This window comes from Halocatena salina (assembly GCF_023115355.1).
GTDB classification, from domain to species: domain Archaea; phylum Halobacteriota; class Halobacteria; order Halobacteriales; family Haloarculaceae; genus Halocatena; species Halocatena salina.
Genome location: NZ_CP096019.1, coordinates 1,154,945 through 1,170,654, shown reverse-complemented (window position 1 = coordinate 1,170,654; position 15,710 = coordinate 1,154,945). Strand labels below are relative to the sequence as shown.

Genomic DNA, 15,710 nt, shown 5'->3' with positions numbered 1-15,710 from the left:
CCACGGACTACTCACAACGACGTCGGAAATTCTCGAACAGCTCCGTTCCTGCCTCGGTGTGTGCGACCTCCGGATGCCATTGCACGCCGTACAGATCGCGCTTCGGATCGCTCATCGCCTCGATGGCACACACGTCGCTCCGTCCAGCGAGCGAGAAGCCGGGGGGCAACTCGGTTACCTCATCAGCGTGGCTGGCCCACACGCGGGTTTCAGGTGCGAGCGAACCGAGGATCGGATCGTCCTCATCTACCACCTCGACGGTGACATCCGCGTAGCCGCCGTACTCGCCCGTCCCGACCGTTCCGCCGAGCGATTTCGCTATCAGTTGCATCCCGAGGCAGATCCCGAGCACGGGGATATCGAGATCGAGATACGCCGCACAGTTTCCGGTGTCGTCCATGTCAGGGCCGCCGGAAAGCACGAGTCCATCGGCCTCGATCTCCGCCGGTGGTGTCGTGTTCTCCAGAAGAGTAGTGTTCACACCGAGATCACGGAGCGCACGATGCTCCAAATGGGTGAACTGTCCGTGGTTGTCGACCACGTCGATACGAACCATTAGGCGCGGTAGTTCATCGATGCGTATATACTCCCTGAAACGTCGCGCCGAGCAGACCGGTTATTCCCGCCGACGCTCCGCCGCTGATCGGAATTCGAATTCCGCTCGTTCGCGCGTTCGGCGGGCTTCGCGGGCCGCGATCGCCGCTTTGGGGGGTGATGCGTCGTCGTCGATGCGCGCCCACGAATCGTGAACGCGGGCGTGACACCAGCGACAGAGGGTAACTGTGATCTCGTGGGCAGGCGGCTGAGCGTCTTCTTCCGTCTCACGGTTGGCATACGAGAGGTGATGCGTCTCGAGCAGTGGGCGCTCCGCTGAGTGAGCCATTCGGGCCGCTTCGAGACCACACCGGACGCACGCCCGATGGGTGTTACAGGCGCGAAAGTGCGGACAGTCACACCACTCCCAGTCCTCGGAACCGACAGGACAACGAAACGCGTCGGTTTCACGCTCGCGGGCGAATGCGGGATCACGTTCCCGGTGTTCGACCGCGAAGTGACACCGGCCGTCGTCGGTGAGGTGATCACACCGCTCGACGTGCTCGTAGGGATCGTCAACCCCGACGGAGGTGCCAGACGGCGTCGTTTCCATACTGGACACTGGTCCTCCGGGACAGTGAATGGTTCGACGAGTGACGGGCACCGAACATCTATCACGGTCCCCATCGAGGAACCCGCATGCGAATCGTCCACGAGTCGGGTCAGGTGCTTGCAAGGGACGTTGAGGTCGCCGATCGAACATCGATCTTCGGACAGCACCCATCAGTGATGGGTCGGCGCTCGATTCCTGAAGCGTACGCGCTTGCGGTTCGGTTCGACGACCAACAGCCACGGACCGTTCGTACGCCCCTGGTCTTCATGTCGCTCGATGTTTGTTGGGTCTGTGATGGGATCGTCGAGGCGATGACCACGCTTCGACCGTTAGTCGGTCACGGGAGTGCTGTTGCCGATACGGTGCTCGAATTCCCCGCGGGAACGCTCGATGACAACGGCGTCACCACAGACGATCGGATCGAGCTGCGGACCCCTGTCTGAGTCGGCGGATAATTCGTGTGAGCGGTACAGCGGTCGCGGTGCGGTGGCGGAGCGGACAGGACGCAGCACCGCGAGCTTTGCTCGCGGCTTTTTTCCCTCTTTTTGCGTTCGGGTGAGCAGGGCTCACCCTCACGGAAAAAAGGTGGGTGTGCAATATCTGTCGGACTCACCCGAACTATATACGTCCCCCTCACACCCATAGATGGCTAGTATGACCGGTGACCGATTTATTCGGGGGACACCCCGAAACAACCACTCTCTCAGACTCTGAAGTACAGTTTCTAGACACGACGTTGCGGGACGGCGAACAAGCCCCCGGCGTGTCACTCACGCCGACGGAGAAAGCAGAGATCGCCACGAAACTCGATAGCGCTGGCGTGGGTGTCATCGAGGCTGGTAGCGCTTGCACCGGTGCGGGCGAGCGTGAAACCATCGATAGGGTGACGAGCCTCGGTCTCGACGCGACGGTGACGAGCTTCGCTCGTGGCGTCAAACGCGACATCGATCTCGCGCTCGACTGCGATGTCGACGGTGTCAACCTCGTGGTACCGGCGAGCGATCGCCACATCGAGGATAAAGTCGAGACGACCCGCGAGTCGGTAATCGAGACGGCAGTCGAACTCACGGAGTACGCGACCGATCACGGTCTCTGGGTCGAGGTGCTCGGCGAGGACGGCTCGCGGGCGGATCTGGACTTTCTCGAGCGGCTGATGCGACGCGCGTTCGAGGCCGGGGCTGATCGCAGCTGTTACTGTGACACGGTCGGGCACGCGACTCCTGACCGAACACTGTCGGTCGTTTCCCGGCTGACAGCGCTCGGGCCGACGAGCACGCACACCCACGACGATCTCGGATTGGCGGTGACGAACGCGCTGGTGAGCGTCGCCGCGGGTGCGGATCTCGTCCACGCCACCATCAACGGGATCGGTGAGCGGGCTGGTAACGTCGCGTTAGAGGAGGTCGCTATCGCGCTCGAACACGGCTACGATGTCGAGACGATCGACACGGCCGCGCTGTACGATCTCGCACAGACGGTAGCGGGATCGACGGACGTGCCGCTCGCGCCGAACAAAGCCGTGGTGGGTGAGAACGCCTTCACCCACGAGTCGGGCATCCACACCGACGGTACCCTCAAAGACGAGGCGATGTACGAGCCGTATCCCCCGGCGTTGGTGGGACGCGAGCGCAGGCTCGTCCTCGGAAAGCACGCCGGGCGTGCTGGCGTCCGAGCGGGACTCGACGAGCACGGCATCGACGTGACCGACGAGGAACTGAGCACGATCGTCGATCGGGTAAAAACGATCGGTGACCGGGGCAGACGGGTCACTGACGCGGATCTGCTCACCATCGCCGAGGAGGTCCAAGGACGCGACCGCGACCGACGCGTCGAGTTGCTCGACCTCACCGCAGCCAGCGGCGGCCCGACACCCACCGCGAGCGCACGCCTCGCTGTCGACGGTGAGGAACGCGTCGCAAGCGGCGTCGGCAGCGGTCCCGTCGACGCTGCGGTGAGCGCGGTGCGAGAGGCGCTCGCCATCGACGCCACGCTCGAATCCTACCGCGTGGACGCGATCACCGGTGGCACCGATGCGCTCGTCACCGTCGAGGTCGAGGTGTCTCACAACGACCGGTCGGTGACGGTCACGGCGAGCGACGCCGACATCACCCGTGCCAGCGTTGTCGCTATGGTCGACGCGTTCGATCGACTGCTCTCGGCCACCACGCCTGTTCCCCTCGCAAACGACTGAACGGGATCGCCCCGTAGCGTGATTTCTGCGTCGTAATCGTTTTCACGAAAGTACGAATATGTGATATAATGGGTCCGATAGCCCTTTCTAGCTCTCCCCTGCTCGCAGTCGTCAGCGGCATCGCGTGGGCAGTGATCGTCGGCGTCAGCCACGCTCTCGGTCAGGCTGAATCACTCCAACAGTACCACGCTGGTCGGCTCATGACGGTGATCATAGGATCGATACCGACGTATCTCATCGATCGCGCCGGGCTATCACTGTGGATAAGCTTGATCGGACTTTTGGGTGCGGTGGTGGTTTGGATACTGTGCAAACGCCAACTCTCACCCGAAACGAATTCTCTCACCGTTCCCTGATCGCGTGTTACTGTTTTCTGCATTCCTACAGTGATAGTATGTAGGATTGTCAGTCACGTGTCAATTTCGCGTTCGAAGACGTATCCCCACCGGTTCATCCCGTTCGATTCGTAGAACTGATGCGCCGCCTCGTTGTCGAGGATGCCGGCCAGCGCCACGTACGCACAGTCGTGTTCTCGTGCCCACTGTTCCACGAACGAAAGCAATCGCGTTCCGTATCCCGCCGATCGGTGGGCGTTATCGACCACGAGATCGTGGATCCACGCGTGTCGCCGGTGGTGGAGCACGCGCTGGATCGAACAGCCGGCCACGGCGAGGAGCGTCTCGTCTTCGTACAATCCGAACAGCCGATAGTCCTCTTCGTCGGCCCAGCCTCGGATGACGTCATCCTCGGTGTCGGTCCACAACTGCCGAAGGAGTTCGACCGCCTGCGTGTACTCTGCTTCGGTCCGGAGTTCCCTGATCGCCATCGATGCTGGATCGAACACGCGGATGGCTCGTGAACGTTGTGACTGTGTGTCGGGAGTTCACATATTTCTGTGGCGTATGCGGCTCACAACGACGATTTGCTCGTGTTCGTGCTCGAAACGAAGGGATTGCCGTAGTTGATGGATTTCTATAGGAACGTTTTTGATACATCAAACGTTATAGTGTCATTCAAACATGCCTGGATCGGATGATAATGAACCAGAGACAGAGAAATCGCTCACAGATATCGACTTTGTGAAAGGCGATGACGGGAGAACGTATCTCCACATCGACGCGCCCAAGATGACGACTTTAGTGGAAGTAAATGAAAATGATATCGATAATATTCGGAAAACGATCTTGGAGGGACCGAAACGAGTTAGAACAGGAACAGATAAGCGAAAGTGACCATGGACAGATGCGAAGAATGTGGTAGCACGAACACGAAACGCGGGAAAGGAAACATCATCTTGTGCCTGGATTGTGGCCACGCAACGGAGCCATGACCTCCGTTCCCGTCTGAATTTCCTCAGTCACCCAGTAAGCGGAGCGGTCGCGGAAGCGGACAGGTCACGCACCGCGAGCAGTAGCGAGCGGCTTTTTTCACCCGCGTTTTCTTGCGTGAGGGTAGCAGAGCCACCTTCACGCAAGAAAGGTGGGTGGTAAGACTCAAAACCCCCCGCGGGCAAACCCGTGGTATGGTTCTTGAGCGTTATCGGCCGCTCATCGAGGAGTTCGAGGCGTTTCTCGCGGCGTGTGAGCGGCCGCTTCCGTCGGTGGTTCGGGTGAACACCCTCAAGGCGAGCGTCGACCAGGTCCGGGAGGCGCTCGACGCCGATGGATACGCCTACGAATCCTGTGAATGGCATCCCGAACTCCTCCGACTGGAAACCGATCATCCCGGCAACTCCTGGCCGTACGTTCACGGGTGGATCTACGGTCAGGAGGAGGTGTCGGCGCTGCCAGCGCTCGTGCTTGATCCACAACCAGACGATCGTGTGTTCGACGCGTGTGCCGCTCCGGGAAGTAAAACCACGCAGCTGGCAGCGCTGATGGCTGACACAGGAACGCTCGTAGCAAACGACGTCAACCTCGGTCGGCTGTCCGCGCTGCGGTCGAACGCAGAGCGCTGTGGTGTGACCAACTGCGTCGTCACCTCGAAGGATGCCCAGACGTTCTCGTTGGGCCCCTTCGACGACGAACCGTTCGATCGCGCTCTCGTCGATGTACCCTGTTCGTGTGAAGGGACGATCCGAAAAAATCCCACGGCGCTCGATGAGTGGAGTCTTGATCGTGTCACGGGGATTTCCGGCGTCCAGCGCGGAATCTTAGAACGAGCCGTCCAGATGACCCGAGCTGGGGGAACGGTCGTTTATTCGACGTGTACGTTCGCCCCCGAGGAGAACGAGGCCGTGCTCGATCACGTGCTCGGAACCGAATCGTGTCGACTCATCGAATTCGACACACCGCTCACCACCCGTCCCGGCATCACCGAGTGGAACGGCGAACAGTACGACCCCAGTGTCGGGCGCGCGAAACGGATCTATCCCCATCTAAACGATACGGGCGGGTTTTTCTGTGCGAAGCTAGAGGTGGGATCTTGATGACAGACAACGTCAGCCACCGGTTCGATCGGCTTCCGCCGACGTCAGCGGACTGCGTCGTTTCCGGCCGACCGAGCCGGCAGGACGTCCTCGAATGGTGGGACGAGCGATTTGGCATCGACCCGGCAGTGTTCGACGGCTACAGCTTCTGGGAGAAAGGCGCGGGAAAGCTCTGGGCGTTCGCCGGTGACGTGCCCGACCCGATCACGGTCGAAGCACTGGGTCTTACCGCGCTCCGCGTTCGTCAGGAACACTGGAAACCCACGACGGACGCTGTCCAGCGCTTTGGACACCACGCCACGAGAAACGTCATCGAACTCGCCGATCCGGAAGCTCGCACCTTCATCGCTGGTGAAGACCAACAGCTGGCGTGGGACGGCGACTGGGGTTATCTGATCGTCACCCGCTCCACCGTGGACGACACCGAACCCCTCGGCGTCGGGCTGTATCTGCACGGAGAACTCAGATCACAGATCCCCAAAGGTCGACGCCGGGATATCGACTAATCGATCACTGGAACGTCGAGCGTTGAGGGATACCGCTCGGAGTGGTGGATCGTCGCTCCGACCGAGATACGGGAGGATTGAAAGGCTGCGTCGGTCGTCGAAACGGTGAGTCGGAGAGTGTCACCCGGTTCGAGCCGTCGCTGGAACGGCACCATCTCGATCTCCGTCGTCGTGATCCCCGCCTCTTCGACGAGCAACGGCGTCACTTGGTTGTCGATGAGCTGTTCGTCCTCATCGATGTGATACAGTTTGGCGAACAGCCGCGTTTCCGGACCAGCAGGTTCAACCGCCAGCTGGAGGGTCGGCGCCCCCATGAGTTCGACCGATTCGGTGATCGAAAAATCGAAAGCAGCCGACGTTCCCGGCGCATCCGTATTCGCCGGAACGAGCTGACTCGTTGACGTCGGTAGAACGCTGTTCGTCACCCACGTCGTTTTCTCGTCCGTGGCAGCCGTCACCGACAGGGTTCGTATGGCTGCGTGTGATGGTGGCACGCCGTCGGCTGTTTGCCACGTTCCGCTCTGTCGTTCGTAGAACGTCACTGGTGGGAGATCGCTCTGTCCGTCTCCACGGAGGTGGGTGTCGATCCACTCACGGGCCATCGCGTTCAGAAACCGCTCTTGATCGGCTTCAGTTACCGCTTCGAGAGAGTGACCACCGTCGGTCAGAACGAGCCGATGGTTCGTCTCTAGCCCGTCTGCGTTCCGGACCAGTTCCGTCGGCGTGAAGAGGGTGTCGTGCCACCCGTGGATGAACAGCGTGGGGGCGGTGATCGTCCCGAGATCGCCGCTCGGAGATCTGGCGTCGAAGTACGCTGTTGCGTCGGCTGATAGCTCGTTTTCGACCAATCCCTCGATGAGGATCTCGTACAGTTTCGGGGACTGGCCTTCGATGAAATCAAGCGCATCGTTGCCGGTGAGATGCGAGCCACCAGCGCCCGCGAGGGTCAACAACAGCGCCCAGTTGCGCTTGATCACCCCGTTTGGTGCCAACGAATGGGTGAGATCGTGCCACGCCCATCGGGGAACGAGCGCGTCGAGTCGATCGTCGCTTTCGGCAACGCCATCGCCCAGTGCTTCCGCCACAGCGGTGTTCAACTGAATCCCGCCTCCATACGACGTTCCGTCTATCCCGATCCGTGGATCGTCCGGCCCGTCTGTGCGGACGTTCTTCCGGTTTGCCAGCCACGTGATGAGCGTTTGGGCGTCTTTGACCTCCTTCGGTCCGTTCACGCCGACCCAACCACCTGACTCACCGAATCCACGCGAGTCGTAGGCCAGCGTCACATAGCCGTTTCGGGCGTACATCTCCGCCCGTGATCGAACTGTCTCCCGATTCCCTCCGTAGCCGTGCGTCAGCAACATCGCGGGATGGTCGTTCGAGCCGTCCCCCGGTTCGTACAGCGTCGATGCGATCTCTGTCCCATCGAACGAATCAATCGTGATATCGGTTGTCGTAAAATCGTCACCGCCGGCCGCGGCCGTGCCGCCAGCAGCCGCCAACGCCGTCCCCCCTACCACCGTGAGAAACGTCCGTCGCGTCCACGCCCTGTGTGGGACATCATAACTGTTGCCGTGGGACATGAGAACGTATTAGCTGGTCGCACTGTATTTTCTTTCCCAATCATATTCGGTGTATTATGTACTACAACGACGACGGACAATCATTTAGTGGTAATCGTGCCTCCGCTCAGTCCCTCCCACACCACTCGGTAGCCGAGATGTGAGAGGACGGCGCTGGCGTCGTCGATTCCGTACGTTTCGAGCACGGATTCGACGGTAGCGAGCGATTGGCCGGGGTCGATCCGCTCGTCGATCCGTTCGAGAACCGCGGGCCGGACGAACGTTCGCCCGACACGGTCGTGGGAAGGGAGCGATTTGTTTTCGATAACTGCTTCGCTGACGCCGTGGTGTGCAGCGAGCTCGGCGATCGTTACTACGTCTGCTTGTGGCGTGAGTTGTTCCGGGAGGGCACCAGCGCTCTGCTTCAGGAGGTCGGATTCGTAGCGTCTAAGCGCGTCTCGGACGTCTTTCACGCGAACGGAGCCGGTGTAGGGAATCACGCGATGGTCGAACGATTCGATCTGTTCACCGACACCCAGCGATTCGTCGACGGCGACCAGCAACTCCACGTCTTCGAGGACGGCGAGTCGGGAGAGCTTTTTCTCGACGTACTCGGGCGTCCAAAAGCCCATGATCTCGAAGAACACGCGACAGTCGACGCTGTCGGGGTGCCAGTCGAACGCGAAATCAGGAATCACGACGTGTTCGTCCGCTGCCAGTGGCTCCGGTTCTCGAACGAGCGTCCAATCCAGCTCCAACCCTCGAAATCGAGTGGCGAATTCGGCTTCGACGCCGCTGTCGAAGGTCATTTCAGTGATGGGTTCGGTTCCGGGAACTGCGATGTCCTCGTGAGTGAGTTTGAGGGTGCGCTCGGTGCCGTCGTCGTCGATCGTCGCTTCGAGGTGCCACTCGGTCGTGCTTGCTACCGTTCGCAGGAGTCGCGCAAAGCGCGTTCCGTACCGGCGCGAACGGCGAAACAGCGCGTCGGGTCCGGTGATGTCGACGGTTCGACCCGCTGGCGTGGTCCGGATCTCATAGAGGAGTCCCAAGCGTTTGACAGTCGACACGAGAGTTTTCGGATCAGAACACCGGATGCTGACCGCAATGGCATCGAACAACGCCGTTTGGGCGAGCGACAGGTCATACTGTGTGAGCAGTTCCTCGGGAGTCCACCGGGAGTCGAACTCGGTCATAATCTGTCGCGATTCGAGATCGTTGTACAGGGTGGCCTGAAGTCGATCAAACGAGACCGAAAGGTGGTCTGCGGCCCGTTCGAGCGCGGTGGTGCGTTCGGTTTCGGTGACGACGCCGATCGACTCGGCAGCCTCGAACACCGTCCGACGGGCCCGTTGTGGTTCGATAGGCGCCTCGGTTTCGAACGTCGCGTCTCGTTCGAGCAGTTTCGCCAGTCCCCGAACCAGCTTGAAATCAAACTCCGATTCGCGTTCGGTGGTGGTTAACGCCTCCGTGAGCCGTTCTCTGGGCTCGTCGATATGTCCCTGATAGGTGCCGATGAGGCGGGCTGCAAGCGAACGATACCCCTCCGTATCCGTCGTTTGGAGGAATTGGGGGTAATATCCGCCGCCAGCCCGGGACACCCGCAGGAGGTCTTTCGTGAGCATGGCTTATCGACGCCGCTGGGCGATGTTCGTTTCTGTGGTGTTCTCGGTCACGACCTCGTACAACAGCGCTCGCTCGCTTTCACCGGGTCTGAGGAGCCGACCGAGCCGTTGGGTGAACTCCCGTTCGCTCCCGCTTCCGGCAAGCACGACGCCGACAGTTGCGTCGGGAACGTCGACACCTTCATCGAGTACGTTCGCGGTGACGATCCGTGAGTAGCGCCCGTCTCGGAACCGGTCTAAGATATCGCGGCGCTCGCCCACAGGGGTGTGGTGAGTGATCGCCGGGATGAGAAACCGCTCGGACAGCCGGTAGACGAAATCGGTCGCCACTGCGAACACGATGATGCGATCGTCACGGTGCCGATCGAGCAGGCGTTCGAGCGTCGTGACCTTTTGGTCGGCGTGCAGCATGATGTCCCGTGCGCGTTGTTTGGCGAGCAGTGCTTCCCGTGCCTGTGGGTCGGTGCCCGAACGCATCACCAACTTCTGGTAATCGCTTCCGTCCCGGAGGGTGAGGTTCGAACGCCGGAGGTAGTCGGTGAACGTTCCCTGTGCCTCCTCATACCGGTCTCGTTCGTCGGGCGTGAGCGAGACACGCAACCGCTTGATATCATACGACGCGAGGTGTTCACCCGCGAGATCGTCCGCGTCGAGCCGGTAGACACACTCACCGATCAGCGCTGCGACCGTCTCGTGTTCCCCATCGGGACGCTCGAACGTGGCCGTGAGACCGAGCCGTGCTGGCGCGGCGAGCAACCTGGCGATGTCCCGGTATCCCTCTCCCCCGAGATGGTGAACCTCATCGAACACCACCAGCCCGAACCGGTCGCCGAGTTCGTCCGCTCTGAGATACGCCGAATCGTACGTCGAAACGGTGAGCTGTTCGATCTCTTGGGTTCCACCACCGAGTCGTCCCACCGGCGTCGGAAACTCCGTTCGGAGCTCCCGGTGCCACTGTTCGAGGAGATCGATCGTAGGGACGACGACGAGCGCGGGCGACGAACACGTCTCGATCGCTTTGATCCCGATGACCGTCTTGCCGCTCCCGGTCGGTAGCTCGATCACGCCCTGCTCGTCGTTGTCGCGCCACGCTTCGAGCGCGTTCTGTTGGTAGGACCGGAGCTCGTACGCCGAGTCGAACTCCAACGCTGGTACGTCGAGCACCCGATCTTCGTAGTCGATATCGCGCTCCGAAAGCGTCTCGCGGAGCTGTCGGTATCGATACGCCGGCACCCGGTGGGTCCGAGACCGGGGATCGTATTCGACGCCTGAAAGCTCCGAATCCATCCCCTCGATCCGGATCGTTCCGTCCTCGAACGAAAGCACCGCCACAGCCGGCCGTGGGTGCTCGCCAGCTAAAACTCCTCCCTTCGGCGTGTCCGAGTGGACCGTCGAACCCACTCGAGCCAGTTCATTTATCATTCTTGGTGGCCTCAACAGGGTGTGGCTATCACGGACAAGATCTATCTGAAAAACCATCGCCAGATCGTCTCCCAGCTCGACACCTCCATCCCGAAAAGCGCGTTCGCGGGCGCAACGATGGACGTGCTCTACTCCGGGGAGGGACTGTCGAACCTCGATACGGCGACCCAAGACCGCCTCCTCGATTTCGCCAACGACTTCCTCGACTGTGAAACCGAGGCCGAACTGTACACCGGCTACCCAGAACGGCAGTTCATCCGGTATCTCCTCTCGTTGCGCGAGCAAGGTCTCGGTCCCGACGCGATCGTCGACGTGATGGGCGATGACTACATGGTGTACGCCTATCCCGGAGACGTGCTTTCGTTTCTCGACGACTCCGTTCGGACTCTCGAAGCGGTCGAGGATCTCGCACGCGTCGAAGGCAACGACGCCCACGCAACCCGCGTCAGCGACCGGATCGACGAACTCACGTGAGCGTCTCTTGTAACCGCACGATCGGAAGAATACGGCGCGTGTCCAACGTACGCTACTGTCCGGATTCTGCTAGTCCGTGTCGGGTAACCTCGTATGATCGCTCGACGAACTGACCTCACTCACAGCTGCCTTTCCGCTTTTCTGCTCGTTCGTGTCTTTGGTCTTTGAGGCAGCTGGCTGATTTTTCGATCTCATCGACCAGAGAGTGAGATACTGGAGCACTGCCTGGAGTTCGATCGCTTTCGGCGTCGCAGTATACACAACGTGCGGTGGTACCGTTTCCCGTGTCTCCCGGGTGAGCAACTCGAATGCTTCGAATTCTTTCAGTCGCCAGGTCAGCGTATTCGGTGGAATGCTGAGTCGTGTTTCCAGTTCGTTGAACCGCCACGGGCCAGCGTCGTCTGCAAACTGGGCGACTCGACCGGCTCGACCTCGGCAGCCAGAGGACAGTGTCCGGTAGGGGTGGGTTTAGTAATCGCATTTCGACGGCGCATCATCGCTACGACTGGTGATCGAGCGAGCGATCGTTTTCCCACCGCGTTGGGTATACGAAAGTGATAGAGATAGATAGTGTATGGGATGTGCGAACGAACGAGACGTTCAGACGGTGTCACTCGTCATCCAAGCCGGTATGTGTCGTCGCCGTCGGAATCGTCGAGATCATCGAGAACGATGATATCCTCGTCGTTGTACTCATCGAGCTGTTGCGTCAGTTCGGTCACGTACCGTTTGTACTCATCGAGTTGCTCGCGGAGATGTTCGGCTTCGAGTTCGAGCCGCTCGTGCTCGCGGACGAAGCTTTTCGGGACCTCTACTTTCGGCGGGAACGTCTCCTGTTCGGGCGTGTCGTCGTTGATCTCGTGTTCGGGGACGATCCGAACCTGTCCGTCGTGGGCAACGAGCTGGTCCACGTAATCTCGGAACACAGCTGATAAGGAAATGTCTCGTTCCTCGGCGATGTCGCGTAACACCTCGAAGACGTCTTCATTGACACGGAACGAGATCGTCTTGTTCTTGTTGCCCATCGTTGGCCGCATACTCTCTCCATCCACTTAACCGTTCGTCAGACACCACAATGAAATAGTACGTCTATGTGAGTAAAAAGGTTCGAGCGCCGTTACGGTGTCGGGTCGGCTGTCTGGGTTTCCGTGTCGGCGTCGAGTTCTTCGAGAACGCCGATCGCGTCCTGCTTGTACTGTTCGGGCGATCGTTCGTATCGTTCGGCAGCCATCTGATCGTACTCGGTCGGGTCCGTCTCGGTATCAGCCGCCCGCTCGACGGTTCGGAGCGCAGTTTCGACGACCCAGCGGTCACGGGTCTCGGCGTCGGTAATCGAGATCGATTCGGGCCGGAGGGAGACGTTCACAGCGCCGTCGTCCGTCTCGTACGTTCGGGGTTTCCCGACGATCGAGACGTACACCGGTGGCTCGGCCTCGCGCAGTACGGTGGCTGCCTCGGGCTGGTACTGTCCGGCGTACACGAAGAACGTTCCCGACGGATCGACGACCCGGCCTTGCCAGTATTCGCTTTCCGAGCCGACATCCTGGGTTTCGGTGAGCGTTCCGGCGATGAACACGCGGTTTGCACGCTCACCCGTCGGAAGGAGCGCATAGACGGGCGCGCGATCCTCGTTGGATTCTTTGAACGTGTACGTCGCGTCGTTGAACTCGCTTGCGAACACCCGACGGGCGACCTGTCGCCGTTGTCCACCGGTGTCGCTGTTGTCGGTGTTCGTCGTGTCAGGACTGCCCTGTCGGGCGTTGGACTCGGTCTCGTCGGTTCCGGTGCTGTCGGAGTCAGCGTTGCTTCCCGAATAGTCGATATCGTCGTTGGATCGTTCGTCACTCATTTCAGATCGACCTCACTTTGGTGAGAGCTTCGTTCGTATCTACCGACCCGAGCCGTTCGAACTCGTTGACGAGCAGATATCGGCCGAGCATCGGACCGCGAACCCGGTAGTACTGACCGAGCGTCGCCGCTTTCATTTCGTCGGTCACGACGCTCGTATCAAGCGCGTCCATCGCCATCTCCTTGGCCCGGTCCAGCGTGATGTCGGTCAGCTCCTCGGTCGCTTCTCGATCGAACACGAGCTCTTGGACCGTCGAACCGTCGTCAAGCACGCCTTTGATGCGGAGATCGAACTCGCCTTCGACCTCCCCGTGCTCCGAACAGCGACCGTTCTGTAACACCCGCGTACAGTCCTCCTGTGGACACCGTTTGATGAGACCGCTCCCGCGTTGGATGTCCACGAGCGCGCCCTTGATTTCGGTCGTGTCGTCACCGACCTCGATATCCGTATCGAGCTGTTGGATGCTCGTCGTCCGGTTGAGCTTCACCGAGAATCGTCCGTCGTACTCGTCTGTGACGACGTTACTGAGCTGGTAGACCGTATCTTCTTCGAGTAGCGGTAGGTCGCTTGTCGTAAAGGAGACGAACTTGATTCGTCCGGACTCATCGCCCAGTAGTCCTACTTGGGAGATCGCGTCGTTGCGAGGCTCCCACAGTTCGAGGACTTTCGCTTGAACGTCGATCCACTCCTCGTCGGTATCGATTTCAGACAGTGGTGTCAGATCCGTGGTGCCGTCTGACAGCTGTTCTCGGTCCATCTCCGTCTCCGAGAGGTAATTGTTCACGAGACTCCGGCGGGCTTCCTCTGGTGGCACCTTGTACTCCGAGACGAGCGTTTCGAGACGTTCTTCGATCTCGTCGACATCCACGTCGAGGTGGTCGGAAAACTGCGCGTGTACCGATTCCGCTAACTGGCGTAGTTCCGTCATAGTGCTCCGTCTCCGCGTGTTTTCGATGGGAGACGTATGTTGGTTGGTTCTCGATACCATAAAAACTGTCGTGAGTGGGGTGAAAGTGAAAAATTGTGCTTGAGCGAACGGGACGGTCTTCTCGGCTGAGAGCCAGTGAGGGTGTGCAGAGTATACTCTCACGCAAAAAGTGGTGGGACGGTTTTTATGATCTCCGTACCAACGCCCACCCATGTCCTCTCGTCGGCGACTCGAACTGCTGTTGCGCTCGACGTTTCGATCGGCTGGTTCTCAGTGGGCGAAAGCGAGACAGGCGTACAACTCCTCCAAAAACGCGGCGTCGTTTGACGTTCCAACTGACGATGACGGAAACGCACACATCGTCTGTCGACGCCACGTCGAGCGGCGGGCGGTCCCGCTCGACGAGGAGGGTCGCCCACCGTGTTTCGATCCCGACCATCAGGACTGCCGTGGCTGTGTCGAGGATATCGAAGACGGACTGATCGAGACGTGGTGACCGAACAGGTGTTCCATTGTGATGGTTCCGAGGTGATTTGTTTGCTCCCCTAAAACTGCCAGCCATGCAGATCGCAGTCGTACTGGCTGGAGGTGTTGGAACACGCTTGTATCCCGCCAGTTCGGACGCTCATCCGAAACAGTTCCTTTCGTTCGACGAGAACGGGTCGTCGTTGCTGTCTCGGACGGTTCAGCGCGTCGAGAGAGTTGTCGACGCGGTGTACGTGCTCACTCGTCCCGAATACGCCGACCGGATACCCGAGCACGCACCCGACGCGACGGTCATAACTGAACCGCAGGGAAAAGACACCGGCCCGGCGCTCGTGTACGCCGCTCACCGCTTGCGCGATGTAGCGAGCGATCCGGTGTTGTTGTGCGTTCCCAGCGACCACTACGTCGGTCGCTCGTTCGCATCGGCCGCACAGCACGCGATGACCGTCGCTCATGAGACGAACCAGCTTGTAACTCTCGGCATCGAACCGACGCGAGCGGCCACGGAGTACGGCTACATCAATCCCGGTGAGAACCGTGGCGACCACTTCATCGTCGACGGCTTTTACGAAAAGCCCGATCCGGGAGCCGCGTCTCGGTACATCTACAACGATTTCTACTGGAATGCGGGCGTGTTCGCTTGGACGCCCGAGGCACTCCTCACCGCTGCCCGAAACACCGAACTTGGACCTCTCGTCGAGGCGCTACAGGCTGGGAACGAACAGGCTGGGTTCGACGCGGTCGCTCCGGTGAGTATCGACCACGCCGTGTTGGAATCGACCGACGGACTCAGGATGGTGCCAACGGACATGGCGTGGGATGATCTCGGATCGTGGGACGCCCTCAGACGGGTGCTGGACACCGACGAAAACGGAACTGTCACGCTCGGAGACGTGCTCACGATCGACGCCGAGGACTGTGTCATCGCTGCCGGCGACGGAAATCACATCAGCGCTGTCGGTGTTTCGGATCTCACTATCGCGGCCTACGACGGACGCGTGCTCGTCGTGCCGACTGCCCACGCACAACGCGTCCGAGACGTCGTCGACGAACGCGACGAACGGTGAGCGGAGTGTCCACTGTAGTCCCAATCCC

General features: G+C 60.2%; 18 protein-coding genes. 8 read left to right on the top strand and 10 right to left on the bottom strand.

The window, feature by feature from the left end; translation table 11 throughout:
- Positions 1–7: 7 nt before the first annotated feature.
- Together MW046_RS05975 and MW046_RS05970 are read right to left on the bottom strand one after the other, a co-directional pair.
- Positions 8–556 carry a GMP synthase subunit A gene (locus tag MW046_RS05975; RefSeq protein WP_247994647.1) on the bottom strand — a complete coding sequence of 183 codons (549 nt, stop codon included), beginning with the start codon at positions 554–556 and terminating at the stop codon, positions 8–10.
- Between the two features lie 60 nt (positions 557–616).
- Positions 617–1,147: a DUF7097 family protein gene (locus MW046_RS05970; protein ID WP_247994646.1), complete on the bottom strand. Its 531-nt coding sequence runs from the start codon at positions 1,145–1,147 to the stop codon at positions 617–619.
- A gap of 86 nt (positions 1,148–1,233) precedes the next feature.
- Between MW046_RS05970 and MW046_RS05965 the strand changes: the two genes are divergently transcribed.
- The 3 genes from MW046_RS05965 (at position 1,234) to MW046_RS05955 (ending at position 3,694) form a co-directional block, all read left to right on the top strand.
- The gene (locus MW046_RS05965; RefSeq protein WP_247994645.1) at positions 1,234–1,590 is read left to right on the top strand and encodes a DUF192 domain-containing protein; all 357 of its coding nucleotides are present in this window, start codon (positions 1,234–1,236) and stop codon (positions 1,588–1,590) included.
- 218 nt (positions 1,591–1,808) lie between these two features.
- The gene (locus MW046_RS05960; protein ID WP_247994644.1) at positions 1,809–3,338 is read left to right on the top strand and encodes a (R)-citramalate synthase; all 1,530 of its coding nucleotides are present in this window, start codon (positions 1,809–1,811) and stop codon (positions 3,336–3,338) included.
- Between the two features lie 68 nt (positions 3,339–3,406).
- Complete coding sequence (locus tag MW046_RS05955; protein ID WP_247994643.1) at positions 3,407–3,694, top strand: hypothetical protein; 288 nt, start codon at positions 3,407–3,409, stop codon at positions 3,692–3,694.
- Positions 3,695–3,747: 53 nt separating this feature from the next.
- Here the strand turns inward: MW046_RS05955 and MW046_RS05950 are convergent, their stop codons facing one another.
- A complete protein-coding gene (locus MW046_RS05950; RefSeq protein ID WP_247994642.1) occupies positions 3,748–4,182 on the bottom strand; it encodes a GNAT family N-acetyltransferase in 435 nt (144 codons plus the stop codon).
- Positions 4,183–4,860: 678 nt separating this feature from the next.
- On the opposite strand from MW046_RS05950, the gene MW046_RS05945 reads away from it, so the two are divergent.
- Entirely contained in the window at positions 4,861–5,766 is a 906-nt protein-coding gene (locus MW046_RS05945; protein WP_247994641.1) for an RsmB/NOP family class I SAM-dependent RNA methyltransferase, read from the top strand.
- Positions 5,766–6,272 (top strand): DUF7122 family protein, encoded by a 507-nt coding sequence (locus MW046_RS05940; RefSeq protein ID WP_247994640.1) that lies wholly within the window; start codon positions 5,766–5,768, stop codon positions 6,270–6,272. Before MW046_RS05945 ends, MW046_RS05940 begins: the two co-directional genes overlap by 1 nt.
- On the opposite strand, the gene MW046_RS05935 is transcribed toward MW046_RS05940, so the two are convergent.
- The 3 genes from MW046_RS05935 to MW046_RS05925 form a co-directional block, all read right to left on the bottom strand.
- Positions 6,269–7,855 (bottom strand): CocE/NonD family hydrolase, encoded by a 1,587-nt coding sequence (locus MW046_RS05935; RefSeq protein ID WP_247994639.1) that lies wholly within the window; start codon positions 7,853–7,855, stop codon positions 6,269–6,271. The genes MW046_RS05940 and MW046_RS05935 overlap by 4 nt on opposite strands.
- Before the next feature lie 80 nt (positions 7,856–7,935).
- A complete protein-coding gene (locus tag MW046_RS05930; protein WP_247994638.1) occupies positions 7,936–9,456 on the bottom strand; it encodes a DUF790 family protein in 1,521 nt (506 codons plus the stop codon).
- A gap of 3 nt (positions 9,457–9,459) precedes the next feature.
- The gene (locus MW046_RS05925; protein ID WP_247994637.1) at positions 9,460–10,788 is read right to left on the bottom strand and encodes a DEAD/DEAH box helicase; all 1,329 of its coding nucleotides are present in this window, start codon (positions 10,786–10,788) and stop codon (positions 9,460–9,462) included.
- A gap of 111 nt (positions 10,789–10,899) precedes the next feature.
- On the opposite strand from MW046_RS05925, the gene MW046_RS05920 reads away from it, so the two are divergent.
- Positions 10,900–11,352, top strand: a complete 453-nt coding sequence (locus MW046_RS05920) for a DUF5814 domain-containing protein (protein WP_247994636.1) — start codon at positions 10,900–10,902, stop codon at positions 11,350–11,352.
- A 69-nt stretch (positions 11,353–11,421) separates the two neighbouring features.
- Here the strand turns inward: MW046_RS05920 and MW046_RS19550 are convergent, their stop codons facing one another.
- The 4 genes from MW046_RS19550 to MW046_RS05905 all read right to left on the bottom strand — a co-directional run bounded on the left by MW046_RS19550 (position 11,422) and on the right by MW046_RS05905 (position 14,129).
- Positions 11,422–11,802: a winged helix-turn-helix transcriptional regulator gene (locus tag MW046_RS19550; protein WP_368411395.1), complete on the bottom strand. Its 381-nt coding sequence runs from the start codon at positions 11,800–11,802 to the stop codon at positions 11,422–11,424.
- Positions 11,803–11,969: 167 nt separating this feature from the next.
- Complete coding sequence (locus tag MW046_RS05915) at positions 11,970–12,377, bottom strand: DUF8146 domain-containing protein (protein WP_247994635.1); 408 nt, start codon at positions 12,375–12,377, stop codon at positions 11,970–11,972.
- Between the two features lie 92 nt (positions 12,378–12,469).
- The gene (locus tag MW046_RS05910; RefSeq protein WP_247994634.1) at positions 12,470–13,201 is read right to left on the bottom strand and encodes an RPA family protein; all 732 of its coding nucleotides are present in this window, start codon (positions 13,199–13,201) and stop codon (positions 12,470–12,472) included.
- A gap of 1 nt (position 13,202) precedes the next feature.
- Entirely contained in the window at positions 13,203–14,129 is a 927-nt protein-coding gene (locus MW046_RS05905; RefSeq protein ID WP_247994633.1) for a replication factor A, read from the bottom strand.
- A 211-nt stretch (positions 14,130–14,340) separates the two neighbouring features.
- On the opposite strand from MW046_RS05905, the gene MW046_RS05900 reads away from it, so the two are divergent.
- Together MW046_RS05900 and MW046_RS05895 are read left to right on the top strand one after the other, a co-directional pair.
- Complete coding sequence (locus tag MW046_RS05900; RefSeq protein WP_247994632.1) at positions 14,341–14,625, top strand: DUF7091 family protein; 285 nt, start codon at positions 14,341–14,343, stop codon at positions 14,623–14,625.
- Between the two features lie 64 nt (positions 14,626–14,689).
- Positions 14,690–15,682, top strand: a complete 993-nt coding sequence (locus MW046_RS05895; protein WP_247994631.1) for a mannose-1-phosphate guanylyltransferase — start codon at positions 14,690–14,692, stop codon at positions 15,680–15,682.
- Positions 15,683–15,710 lie beyond the last annotated feature (28 nt).